Origin of the sequence: Hymenobacter lapidarius (genome assembly GCF_001816145.1) — a bacterium.
GTDB classification, from domain to species: Bacteria; Bacteroidota; Bacteroidia; order Cytophagales; family Hymenobacteraceae; genus Hymenobacter; species Hymenobacter lapidarius.
Genome location: NZ_MDZB01000101.1, coordinates 17897 through 29718, shown reverse-complemented (window position 1 = coordinate 29718; position 11822 = coordinate 17897). Strand labels below are relative to the sequence as shown.

13 protein-coding genes are annotated in these 11822 nt (G+C 60.2%); 10 read left to right on the top strand and 3 right to left on the bottom strand.

All coding sequences use genetic code 11. The features are described from left to right. Positions 1–41: 41 nt before the first annotated feature. Complete coding sequence (locus BEN47_RS09860; protein ID WP_070727959.1) at positions 42–737, bottom strand: N-acetylmuramoyl-L-alanine amidase family protein; 696 nt, start codon at positions 735–737, stop codon at positions 42–44. A 256-nt stretch (positions 738–993) separates the two neighbouring features. On the opposite strand from BEN47_RS09860, the gene BEN47_RS09855 reads away from it, so the two are divergent. From BEN47_RS09855 to rplS, 10 genes are all read left to right on the top strand, one after another. Next, positions 994–1293: a hypothetical protein gene (locus BEN47_RS09855; RefSeq protein ID WP_070727897.1), complete on the top strand. Its 300-nt coding sequence runs from the start codon at positions 994–996 to the stop codon at positions 1291–1293. 16 nt (positions 1294–1309) lie between these two features. Next, a complete protein-coding gene (locus BEN47_RS09850) occupies positions 1310–4147 on the top strand; it encodes a putative LPS assembly protein LptD (protein ID WP_070727894.1) in 2838 nt (945 codons plus the stop codon). A gap of 134 nt (positions 4148–4281) precedes the next feature. Continuing rightward, positions 4282–4443: a hypothetical protein gene (locus tag BEN47_RS21425; protein ID WP_158010963.1), complete on the top strand. Its 162-nt coding sequence runs from the start codon at positions 4282–4284 to the stop codon at positions 4441–4443. Between the two features lie 154 nt (positions 4444–4597). Further along, entirely contained in the window at positions 4598–5413 is an 816-nt protein-coding gene (panB, locus tag BEN47_RS09845) for a 3-methyl-2-oxobutanoate hydroxymethyltransferase (protein ID WP_070727893.1), read from the top strand. Between the two features lie 251 nt (positions 5414–5664). Next, positions 5665–6375 carry an RluA family pseudouridine synthase gene (locus BEN47_RS09840; RefSeq protein ID WP_070727889.1) on the top strand — a complete coding sequence of 237 codons (711 nt, stop codon included), beginning with the start codon at positions 5665–5667 and terminating at the stop codon, positions 6373–6375. 222 nt (positions 6376–6597) lie between these two features. Continuing rightward, complete coding sequence (locus tag BEN47_RS09835) at positions 6598–7392, top strand: acyl-CoA desaturase (RefSeq protein ID WP_070727887.1); 795 nt, start codon at positions 6598–6600, stop codon at positions 7390–7392. 244 nt (positions 7393–7636) lie between these two features. After that, a complete protein-coding gene (locus BEN47_RS09830; protein ID WP_070727884.1) occupies positions 7637–8185 on the top strand; it encodes a 30S ribosomal protein S16 in 549 nt (182 codons plus the stop codon). 94 nt (positions 8186–8279) lie between these two features. Further along, positions 8280–8852 (top strand): ribosome maturation factor RimM, encoded by a 573-nt coding sequence (rimM, locus tag BEN47_RS09825; protein ID WP_070727881.1) that lies wholly within the window; start codon positions 8280–8282, stop codon positions 8850–8852. A gap of 90 nt (positions 8853–8942) precedes the next feature. Further along, positions 8943–9617: a tRNA (guanosine(37)-N1)-methyltransferase TrmD gene (gene trmD / locus BEN47_RS09820; RefSeq protein ID WP_070727878.1), complete on the top strand. Its 675-nt coding sequence runs from the start codon at positions 8943–8945 to the stop codon at positions 9615–9617. Between the two features lie 187 nt (positions 9618–9804). After that, on the top strand, positions 9805–10185 hold the full coding sequence (gene rplS / locus BEN47_RS09815) for a 50S ribosomal protein L19 (protein ID WP_070727876.1): 381 nt from the start codon (positions 9805–9807) through the stop codon (positions 10183–10185). A 120-nt stretch (positions 10186–10305) separates the two neighbouring features. On the opposite strand, the gene BEN47_RS09810 is transcribed toward rplS, so the two are convergent. Both BEN47_RS09810 and BEN47_RS09805 read right to left on the bottom strand, forming a co-directional pair. Further along, positions 10306–10710 (bottom strand): hypothetical protein, encoded by a 405-nt coding sequence (locus BEN47_RS09810; RefSeq protein WP_070727873.1) that lies wholly within the window; start codon positions 10708–10710, stop codon positions 10306–10308. A gap of 145 nt (positions 10711–10855) precedes the next feature. Next, the gene (locus tag BEN47_RS09805; RefSeq protein ID WP_070727868.1) at positions 10856–11563 is read right to left on the bottom strand and encodes a hypothetical protein; all 708 of its coding nucleotides are present in this window, start codon (positions 11561–11563) and stop codon (positions 10856–10858) included. Positions 11564–11822: the final 259 nt, after the last annotated feature.

The window sequence follows — 11822 nt, the reverse complement described above, 5'->3', positions numbered from 1 at the left end:
GAGATTGAATACGGCCCTGACAGCGCCTACAGTGCCATTAATCAGGAGCCGCCTTCCAACTCGCGCTTGTACTCGCGAAAGGCGCGGTAAATTCCCGCTGCCATATACGACTGATTGCCTTTGTCGTTGAGGTACCGCTCTTCGCTGGGGTTGGTGAGGAAGCCCGACTCGATGAGCACAGCCGGCATGGTGGACTTCCAAAGCACCAGAAAACCGGCTTGTTTCACGCCCCGGCTGGGCCGGTTCACGGTGGTGCGCAGCTGCCGGTCTACCTGCTGGGCAAAGCGCAGGCTGTTGGTGATGTAGGCCGATTGAAACAGCGTAAACAGGATGTGGCTCTGGGGCGAGCTCGGGTCGAAGCCGTTGTAGCGCTTCTGGTAGTCCTTTTCCTGCAGAATAACCGAGTTTTCGCGCTGGGCCACGCCCAGGTTGGCCGTGGACTTGTGCAGGCCCATGGTCCACACCTCGGTGCCGTGGCTCTGGCTGGGGCCGGCGTTGCAGTGAATGGAGATGAACAGGTCGGCCTTGTTGCGGTTGGCAATGGCGGCGCGCTCGTCCAGCTCAATAAACACGTTGGTTTTGCGGGTGTAAATCACCTTCACCTCCGGCATGTTTTGCTCAATCTGCTGGCCCAGGGCCAGCACCAGCTTCAGGGCCACGTCGGCCTCGCGAGCCGAAACACCGGCGCAGCCGCGGTCTTTGCCGCCGTGGCCGGCATCGAGCACCACGGTGCGCAGCCGGTAGCGGTAGGGCGAGCCGGCAGCCGCAAGCGCGGAATCGGGAGCGGCACTCGCAGAATCGGCCGGGGTTTGGGCTTCCGCTTTCCACTCTCCGCTACCCGCGCCCAGCAAAAGCAGGGCGACACTGGCCAGGTTGACAATAATCCGCACGGCGTTCGTTGAAGGGGTGGTAGCGACCTGCTACCTTTGTAGAAGCCCCAAAAGTAAACGAATTAAACGCGACTATACTTTGCCTGTTCGGTTTGGCCCTTGTTTGAACGCCGGTTTTTGGCCTGGGCAGCCCCGCCCGGCTCCGGCCGGGGCCCGCCTGGGCTTGCCGGGAATGGTGTTTTTGCTCCTGCTGGCCCTGGCCGGTTCGGCCGGCGCCCAGACGGGAGCACCGGGCCAGCCCAAACCCAAGCCGAAGCCCAAAAAGTCGGTAAAGGTGCAGGAGCGTAAAGCCCGGACGAAAGCCATTCTGGCCACGCCCGCCACCCCGTCGCCAAACTACCAGGTCACCCCGCCCAAGAAGGCGGCACCGGCGCGCCCCCCAGCCCGGCCAGCGCGCCGGTAGCGCGCCCACCCCGCCGGTGCGCTACATCTCGCCCGACCCGCGCGACCCCGTGGGGCCGCCGCCGCCCGGCGTGCGCAACACCGGCAAGCCCCTGGTGCCCGGCACTTCCAACAAGGCCGTGCCCGATACCCTCACGCCCCGCGGCACCACCCGGCGGCCCGGCCTCACCCCCACCGACACCACCAACCTGGTGAACGGCGTGACCCGGAGCGGCGACTCGCTGCAGCTCGCGGCCCGGCGCCGCGGCCAGATTGAAACCACCATTCAGTACACGGCCAAGGACTCCATTCAGTTCGACGTGACCCGGAAGGTGGCGCGGCTCTACAACAAGGCCAGCGTGGACTACGGCGACACCGAGCTGAAGGCGGCCGTCATCACCGTGGACTATGGCAAAAACACCATGACCGCCGACGGCCGGCGCGACACCCTGACCAACCGGCTGGAAGACCGGCCCGTGCTCAAGGACAAGGCCGGGCTGTACACGGCCACCAACATTGCCTACAACTTCAAAACCAAAAAGGCCCGCGTGAGCGATGCCGTGACCACCCAGGGCGAAGGCTACGTGAGTGCTTCCGTCATCAAGCGGCTGCCCGACGGCACCATCAACGGCCTGGTGGGGCGCTACACCACCTGCAACCTCGAGCACCCGCACTTCTACATTCAGGCCCGCAACATGAAGGTAATTCCGGGCGATAAGGTGGTGACCGGGCCGTTTAATCTGGTGATTGGCGACGTGCCCACGCCGCTGGGCTTCCTGTTTGGCTTCTTCCCCACGCCCAGCAAGAGCCGGGGCTCGGGCGTCATCATCCCCACCTTCGGGCAGGCCGCCGACCGCGGCTATTTCCTGACCAACGGCGGCTACTACTTCGCGCCCAACGACTACATCGGCGTGCGGCTCACGGGGGATGTCTACGCCGGCAACGCCCAGACCTTCGGCGGCTGGGGCGGCACCGCCGACGTGTCGTACCTCAAGCGCTACACCTTTCAGGGCAATTTCAACCTGCGCTTCTCCACCCGGCCCGGCACCCAGATTCTGGCCACCGACGCCCTCACCACCAGCCCGGTTTACATTCAGCCGCCATCGGCCAACACCTTCTGGATTACCTGGAACCATACGCCCGTGCCCAAGCCGGGCGGCGGCCGCTTCTCGGCCAGCGTGAACGCGGGCTCCAGCAGCTTCAACAAGGTCAACAGCCTCGATGCGCGCCGCTACCTGGCTACGCAGTTCAACTCCAGCATCAGCTACTCCAAGCAGATTCGCAACTCGCCCGTTAACTACGACCTGCGCCTGAGCCAGAGCCAGGGCGCCGACGGCACCATGACCCTCACCCTGCCCGACGTGAGCCTGGGCGTGGCCCGGCAGTTCCCGTACCAGTGGTTCGGCATCGAGCCGGGCGCTTCCAAGCTGGGCAAGGTCTACGAGCAGTTCACGGTGAGCTACAACCTGACCGGCCGCAACGAAGTGACCAACGTGCAGGCCCCGCGCGTGCTCGCCAACGGCCTGCCCCTGCTGGGCGGCACCACCGTGCCCACCCGCATTCCGCTCGATGTGAAGAACCTGGGCCAGCTGCTGCTCGGTGGCCGCAACGGCCTGCAGCACACCTTCGGCATTGGCCTGGGCTCCTACCCCATTGCCCAGCACTTTCAGTTCACGCCCTCCGTGAGCTACGGCGAGGTGTGGTATGGCCAGCGCCTTGACTACCGCTTTAGCCCCACGGCCCAGGCCGTGCGCATCGACACCACCTACGGCTTCAACCGCATTGCCAACTACTCGGCGCAGGCCAGCCTGAACACCACGTTTTACGGCACCATTGTGCGCAAGGGCACCCGCAAAATTCAGGCCCTGCGGCACAAGGCCACGCCCAGCCTCTCCTACAGCTTCGCGCCCAACCTGGCGAACCGGCGCAGCGTGTTTCCGCAGCCAGACCTGTTTGGCCTCACCAACCAGTTTGGGGTGCAGGTGCCCACCCGGGACCGGGCCGGACGCAGCCTCTACCCCTTCGAGAGCTACAGCAACTTCCTGTACGGCGCGCCGGGGGGCAGCCGGCAGAGCGTTGTTTCCTTCACGTTTCAGAACGCTGTGGAAATGAAGGTGCGCAACGACAAGGACACCACCGGCACCAACCCGTTCCGCAAATCCAGCCTCATCGAGGGCCTGGATTTCACCACCAGCTACAACTTCGCCGATACCGCTTTCCAGCTTCAGCCGATAAACGTCAACTTCCGCACCCAGGTGGCCCGGAAGCTAAACCTGAACAGCACGGCCAGCTTTGAGCCCTACCAGCGCGACAGTGAGGGCCGGGCCATCAACAAGTTTCTGTTCGAGGCAAACCCGCGCAAGCTGCTGCGCCTGGCCTCGGCCAGCCTTCAGGCTACTTACGCCTTTAACCCCGCCAATGGCGAGCGCAGAAGCGCCATTCCCCGCACGGTAGCGCCCACCAACGACCCCACCCTGGGCACAGTAGGCCCGCCCAACTACTACGCCGACTACGTGAATTTCGACATTCCCTGGGAATTGAATATGAGCTACGCGGCCGGTTACACTACCAACCCCATTCCGCTACGCAAAGGCCAGGACCGGCCGCCCATTCTGGCCCTGAACACCGTGCGCATCGACGGCTCGGTGAAGCTGACCGAGAACCTGCGCTTCACCTACAACTTGGGCTACGACCTTACCCAAAACGCCATTACCTACCCCACCCTGGCCTTTTTCCGGGACCTGCACTGCTGGCAGATTGTGGGCAGCTGGATACCTTTTGGCCAACTGAAGGGCTACAATTTCACCATCGCGGCCAAGAGCAGCCTGCTGCAGGACCTCAAGCTCAACCGTAACCGCCAGGTCCAGTTCCAGTAAAGCGGTCGGCCAGCGGTGGGCCGTTCGCACAGAGCAGGCTTGGCTTGAACGGCCCCGGCCCGCTGTTGGTCTGATTGGGCCTTGCGGTGCGCGCCTGTGTTAAAACCTTCGGCTTGTGCTCCCCTCCTACGGTTATGTCTGCCAGCCCCCTGCGTGTCTTAGTAGCCATTGATGACGCTGAGCGCGCCGCGGCCCTGGTGGTGCATCTGCGCGCTGCTGGCATCGATGAAATCATCGTGGCTGAAGCCCGCGGCGATGCGGCTCTGCCAGTGGCCGGCCCAACACTCGAATCCTGAAGAGAAATGGAGTGCCTGACGCCTAATTTATATAACCCCTGTGCCTTGGCCAGGGGCTTTCCTATGTCCGCACGGCGCGAGATACCGAAATTGTTGCCAGCTTTGCCCCGCCAAATGGCGCATTGCCTCGTATTTCTGCCCTCCCTAGCCCATCATGTCCCAGCACAAGGAAGTTAAGCTCGTTACCACCCACCAGATGCTCGCCATGAAAGAGCGGGGGGAAAAAATCTCCATGCTCACGGCCTACGACTTCTCGATGGCCCAGATTCTGGACGGCGCCGGCATCGACGTGCTGCTCGTCGGCGACTCGGCCTCCAACGTCATGGCCGGCCACGAAACCACCCTGCCCATCACCCTCGACCAGATGATATACCACGCCCAAAGCGTGGTGCGCGCCGTGAAGCGCGCCTTCGTGGTCGTGGACATGCCCTTTGGCTCGTACCAGGGCAACTCGTCGGTGGCCCTGCAGTCGGCCATTCGCATCATGAAGGAAAGCGGCGGCCACGGCGTGAAGCTCGAAGGCGGAGCCGAAGTAAAGGACAGCATCATTCGCATTCTCACGGCCGGCATTCCGGTGATGGGCCATCTGGGCCTCACCCCCCAAAGCATTTATAAGTTCGGCACCTACAGCGTGCGCGCCAAAGAAGAAGCCGAGGCCCAGAAGCTGCTCGAAGACGCCCGCCTGCTCCAGGAAATCGGCTGCTTTGGCTTGGTGCTGGAGAAAATCCCCGCCACCCTGGCCAAGCAGGTAGCCGAGGAACTGACCATTCCCGTCATCGGCATCGGCGCCGGTCCCGATGTGGATGGCCAGGTGCTAGTAGTGCACGACCTGTTGGGCATCACCAAGGAATTTAAACCGCGCTTCCTGCGCCGCTACGCCGAGCTGCACGACATCATGACCGAAGCCGTGCAACACTACGTGGCCGACGTGAAAAGCCGCGAATTTCCGAGCAAGGAAGAGGGTTACTAAAGCACCATTGCAATCCGGAGCGCGCGAAGGGCCTTACCACGTTGCAACGTATTGTGCAGCGTTGGCAAGGTCCTTCGCGGCGCTCCGGATAACAGTCCTCAATCGGCTCACTCTCATTCAACCGCGTATCTTTGTGCTATCAACAGCAAGAGCGGAGCGCCCGGTGAGTGTGGTCTGACGACGTGCGGTAGCCCCCTGGTGGGCCCTGGCCCCCCTCCTGCTAAACTTCCTATCCCGCCCGCAACCGCCGCGTGAATCGTCCCAACATCTGGTCCGAAGGCAGAGAAATTCTGTTTGAGGACAACCACCTTCTCGTCATCAACAAGCCCGCTGGCCTACTCGTGCAGGGCGACGCCACCGGCGACGAGCCCCTCTCCAAAAAAGCCGCCGAGTACCTGCGCTTCAAGTACAAGAAGCCCGGCGAGGCCTTCGTGGGCGTGTGCCACCGCATTGACCGGCCCGTGAGCGGCATTGTGGTGCTGGCCAAAACCAGCAAGGCCCTGAGCCGCCTCAACGAGATGTTCCGCGACTCGCTGATGACCAAAACCTACTGGGCCCTCACCGGCAAGCCTCCCATTCCCGAAAACGGCACCCTGGTACACTGGCTGGTGAAGGATACGGTGCGCAACGTGACCAAAGCCTATTCCGAGAAGCATTCGCAGGGCCTGCGCTCCGAGCTGCACTACGAGCTGCTGGGCCAGGCCGGCAACCGCTACCTGCTGCAGGTGAACCCTGTGACGGGCCGCCCGCACCAGATTCGCACCCAGCTGGCCACCGGCCTCAACACGCCCATCGTGGGCGACGTGAAGTACGGCTTCATTGCGCCCCTGCCCGACGTAAGCATTGCCCTGCACGCCCGCCAGTTGCAGCTACAGCACCCCGTCACCAAAGAAGCCATGACCTTTGTGGCCCCCTTGCCCGACGCGCCGCACTGGGACGCCGCACGGGAGTTCTACAAATAGCAAGTAGCGCGCAGCGGCGCATCGCCGTGCCGTTGGAGCCGCTACAAGTATGACAAACGACGCCGGCACGCGAAACACTGCTGCGCGCTACGTGCAACATTTTGGCCTTCCTGGCCCAGAATACCCGCCAGGCGCACCCTGGCCGTAATTTTGCGTTACCTATTCTGAACCTTACCCCGGGCTTTCTGCTTGTGCGGGCAGTTCCGCTTGCTACTCATTCCTATGGCTATCCTCATCTTCTTCGTCGCGCACTACTATTTGTCCCTGTTCACGCAGACATTTTACCTGCACCGCTACGCGGCGCACAAGATGTTTACGATGAATAAATTCTGGGAGAAATTCTTTTTCGCTTTCACCTACATCTGCCAGGGTAGCAGCTTCCTCTCGCCGCGGGCCTACGCGCTGCTGCATCGCATGCACCACGCCTACTCTGATACCGCGCTGGACCCGCACTCGCCGCACTTCTCGAACAACGCGTTCGACATGATGTGGAAGACCAAGGTGATTTACAACGACGTGGTGAACGACGTGCACGAAGGTGCCAAGCGCTTCGACGGCGACATTCCGGAGTGGAAGTGGCTCGACAAGTTTGGCGGCACGGTGTACTCGCGTTTGGGCTGGGGCACGGTCTACGTGCTGTTCTACATCAACTTCGCCACGGCGTGGTGGCAGTACCTGTTGCTACCCATCCACTTCCTGATGGGTCCCATCCACGGCGCCATCGTGAACTGGGGCGGCCACAAGTACGGCTACCAGAACTTCGACAACCGCGACAAATCCAAAAATACGCTGGCCCTGGATTTCCTGGCCTTTGGCGAGTTGTTCCAGAACAACCACCACAAGCTGCCCATGCGCGTCAACTTCGGCGTGAAGTGGTGGGAATTCGACCCTACCTACGTGGCCATCTGGAGCCTCGACAAGGTCGGCGTCATTAAAATCAAACGCAAAAACATGAACCTGAACACCATATCCAAGCTGGCGAAGCCCAAGCCCAAGCGCGAAGCCATGGCAGCGTAGTTTCCAGCGTTTGTCATTCTAAGCGCCGCCAGGGCCCTCATCACGCATGAACGAATCGTGCCAACGTGCCAAGGTCTTTTACTATGCTCGGGATGACAAACGATATAAAAGCCCTGGCCCCGCGCCAGGGCTTTTTTTATGCCCGAGCCTAGCTAATACCCTGAACAAACGCTACCTTTGCACTCCCAATTTCGGGAAAATATCACCAGACGCACGAGCTGCGTCGCACCAAACCCATCGGTTTATGGCAGTTAAAATCCGCCTCGCCCGTCGTGGCCGCAAGAAGGCCGCAACTTACGACATCGTAGTAGCTGACGCTCGCGCTCCCCGCGACGGCCGTTTCATTGAGAAACTCGGTACCTACAATCCCCAAACCAACCCCGCCACCATCAACTACGACGCCGACCGCGCGTTTTACTGGATGATGACTGGTGCGCAGCCCACCGACACCGTTCGGGCCATGCTCAGCTACCGCGGCGTGCTCTACCGTCGTCACCTGCAGTTGGGTGTTGACAAAGGCGCCATCACGCAAGATGTAGCCGACGAGCGTTTCAGCGCTTGGAAAGAAGAGAAAGACGCTAAAATCGAAGGCAAGCGTACTGGCCTGGTTGACGCCAAGGCAACCGCCAAGCAGGCTGCTTTCGACGCCGAAACCAAGGTTAAGGAAGCTCGTTCGGAGTCCCAGCGTCAGAAAGCTGCCGCGCTGCTGGCAGCCAACACGCCCGCTCCCGCTGCCGAAGAAGCCGCTACCGAGGCTCCGGCCGAAGAGGCTGCTACCGAAGCTGCCGAGTAGTTTTTAGGTTTCTAAACCGAAAGGGTTTGGGGGTTGTGAGCCGGACCGGCACGCAACCCCCAAACTTTTTTTCGTTATCTCCCCTTCCCTGCTTATGACCCTCGACGAAACCTATCAGCTCGGCTACATCATCAAGACCCATGGCCTGCGCGGCCACGTGGTGGCCCACTTCGATGTTGACGACCCCAAATCCTACCTCAAGCTGAAAACGGTGCACCTCGCCCTGGCCGGTGCCCCCACCAAGCTGGTAGAGTACCAGGTAGAAAAAATACAGCCCCAGCCCGGCTCCAAGATTCTGCTGAAACTGCGCGGCATTGAGCGCATCGAAGAAGCCGAGCCCCTGCGCGGTGCTCAGCTGCACCTGCCCCTCGCGCAGCTCCCCGAGCTGGCAGAAGACCAGTTTTACTTCCACGACGTCATCGGCTTCACCGTAGTTGACGAAAACCTGGGCCAGCTGGGCACCGTGGAGAATTTCTACGAGCTGCCCCAGCAGGATATGCTGGCCATGCGCTACCAGGGCCAGGAAGTGCTGATTCCAGTAGTAGACGAGCTGGTGACCCACGCCAACCACGAAAAAAAGGAGATATACGTAAAGCTGCCCGATGGCTTGCTGGATGTGTATCTAAAGCCCAGCACCCGCCAGCAGGACGAAGCAGACGAAGCCTAAAAAAAGCTGTCAGCGTCAAGCTTCAAGCCTTTCCTAAAAAATGCAAGCTTGCGGCTTGAAGCTTGGAGCTTGCGGCTTATAGTTAAAAACATGCGCATCGACATCCTCACCTGCCTGCCCGAACTGCTCGTCAGCCCCTTCGCCCATTCCATCGTGAAGCGGGCGCAGGACAAGGGCCTGGCCGAAATCCACGTGCACGACCTGCGCCAGCACGCCATCAACAAGCACGGCCAGATTGACGACTACGTGTTTGGGGGCGGGGCCGGCATGGTGCTGCGCGTGGAGCCCATTGCGGCCTGGATGGATGCGCTGCAGGCCGAACGGCCCTACGACGCCATCATCTACCTCACGCCCGATGGCCAGACCCTGCGCCAGCCGCTGGCCAACCGGCTGTCGCTGTTCCAGAACATCATCATGCTCTGCGGTCACTACAAGGGCATTGATGAGCGGATTCGCCAAACCTACATCACCCACGAAATCAGCGTGGGCGACTACGTGCTGAGTGGTGGCGAGCTGGGCGCGGCCATCTTGGTAGATGCCGTGGTGCGGCTGCTGCCGGGCGTGCTGGGCAACGAGGAGTCGGCCCTGTCGGATTCTTTTCAGGACGATTTGCTGGCGCCGCCCGTCTATACCCGCCCGGCGGAATGGCGCGGCCAGGCCGTGCCGGACATTCTTTTATCGGGCAATACGCCCAAAATTGAGGAGTGGCGGCACGAACAGGCGCTGGCCCGCACCCAGGCCCGTCGCCCCGATTTGCTTTTGTGAGGTAAGCTTTAGCTGGCACCGCAGGGCCGTTAGCAGGAACAACATCTCGTTTTAACGGCCCTGCGGTGCCAGCTAAAGCTTACCTCACAAACCGCTTGCTATCCTCACCCGAAAGCATTATCTTTGCGGTCCGTTTCGTAAAATACTATTTCCCGACGGCAGCGCCGTCTTTTGCAATTTCCCAGCCATGAGCGTACTACTTGACTTTATCCAGGCCGAATCGCAGGAGCGCCGCGCCAGCTTCCCCCTGTTCGCCGCGGGCGACACCGTGAACGTTCACGTGAAAATCCGTGAGGGCAACAAGGAGCGCATCCAGCAGTTCCAGGGCGTGGTACTACAGCGCCGCAACCCAAGCTCCAATGGTGAGACGTTCACCGTTCGCAAGATTTCCAACCAAATCGGCACCGAGCGTATTTTTCCCCTGCTGTCGCCTAACATCGATAAAATCGAAGTTATCCGTCGCGGCAAAGTACGTCGTGCCCGTCTGTTTTACCTGCGTGGCCTGTCCGGCAAAGCTTCCCGCATCAAGGAGCGTCGCCTCAACCCGGTTGCCAAGGCTAAGGCCTAAGCATTGCCGCAGCCATTTGGCTGCTATTGACATCAAAAAAAGCCGCCCCACGCGTGGGGCCGGCTTTTTTAGGTTCGAGCGGGGCAGCAAGCATTCAGCTGCTGACCCGCTACGCGTGGCTTAGCTGTGCGAGGACAAGTCCTGAGGCAGGCTGCCGTCTACTTCTGCCGAGCCGCCTTGCAACTGCTGCGCCACGGCGCTGAGCACCTCGCCCAGCTTGGTTACGCGGGGAGCGGTGTTGCCTTCGGCAAAGTTGGCCGCCTGGGTGGTGTTGGTGCCCAAGCGTGCTATGAGAGGGGCAATAACGTTTACGTCGAGCGTGCCGCTGCCGAAGTGGGCCTTCAGGGCTTGCATGTCGACAACCAGCTGGTGGAAAGCGGGGTTGTTGGCGTCTTTCAGGTCCTCTATCCAACGCTGGAACTGGTTGTCGAGCCCGGCGCGCTCGGCTTCTTCGTTGAGGTCGCCGGAAAGGAATTTGATGGCGCTGTCGAGGTGCACCTGGTGCTGAACTTCTGTCTTTTCCATGGGTGGGGTGTGGTAAGCAGCCGCTACTGTAGCGGACTATGTTGCCAACGTATTTTGCCCCCGCGGGGTTGGCCCCTGCCCCCAAACAAAAAGCCCTGCCGATAAAGGCAGGGCTTTGGTAAGAAGCTCAAATAGCGCAGAACGACTACTCAATCTTGGTCATTCGGTCTTTCACGGCCTCCAGGGCGATGCGCATGCTCACAATGTCGCCGCGGGCAGCCTCCTGCTCTTTCAGGTTGGCATCGATGAGGTTGTTGAACTGCTGCAGCTCGGCAGCGTTGGCAGCCAGCAGCTGCTGGATTTCAAGTTTACGAGCCTTGTTCTTTTCGATGTCCTTCTTGATGGTGCTTGATTTATCAATCACGGCGGAGTGGTTGTTTTGCGAGGCCACCAAGGCGCGCTCGGCTTCGGCAATCTGCGACACCAGGTCTTCGCGGTACATCATGCGGGCGAAATCCTTCAAATACTTCTCGGCCGACTTCCATTGCGCCGGAGTTGCTTCTTTGCCCAGGTAAGCGTTGCCCAGGTCAATGCTCCACCATACGGTGGTACCGGTAGGAGTACCATCTACCTTGCTGATGACGCGAATGGGAGTGGGTGCAATTTCTTCAATGATGATACCGTCCAGGTTCAGCACGCCCTTGCTGTTCTTCAGCTTGTTGCCGAACTTCTCGCTGAGTTGCTTCAGCCACGCAGCTTCTACGCGCTTGTTGTCGAGCTGTATGCTCACGCGCTGGCCCTTGCGGGGAATGTTGTTGATGGACATATCCACCTCGTCCACAGGAGACTTCTGGGCATAACCGCCGAGCGTCGCCAGGCATGTAAAGAGCAGGATGAGTAGGCTATTCTTCATGGAGATAATAACTTATGAAAGCTTTAAAAATGGCAAAGGGAAAAGGCTATTTGCGAAAGTATCGTTGTCTGGCATTTCAAATTTAGTGTCTTTCTTCGATGCAAATTCTGTGTACTCAAACTTTTTTAGGAATATGGTCGTTTTTATTACTTTAATTATATTAGTGCTTTTTTAAATTCTACTCAATTCAAAGGACAACCGGTGTTGCTTAATAGTTTGCCTGGTTGCGGTGCAACAATGCGGACCGGACATCGGTTGT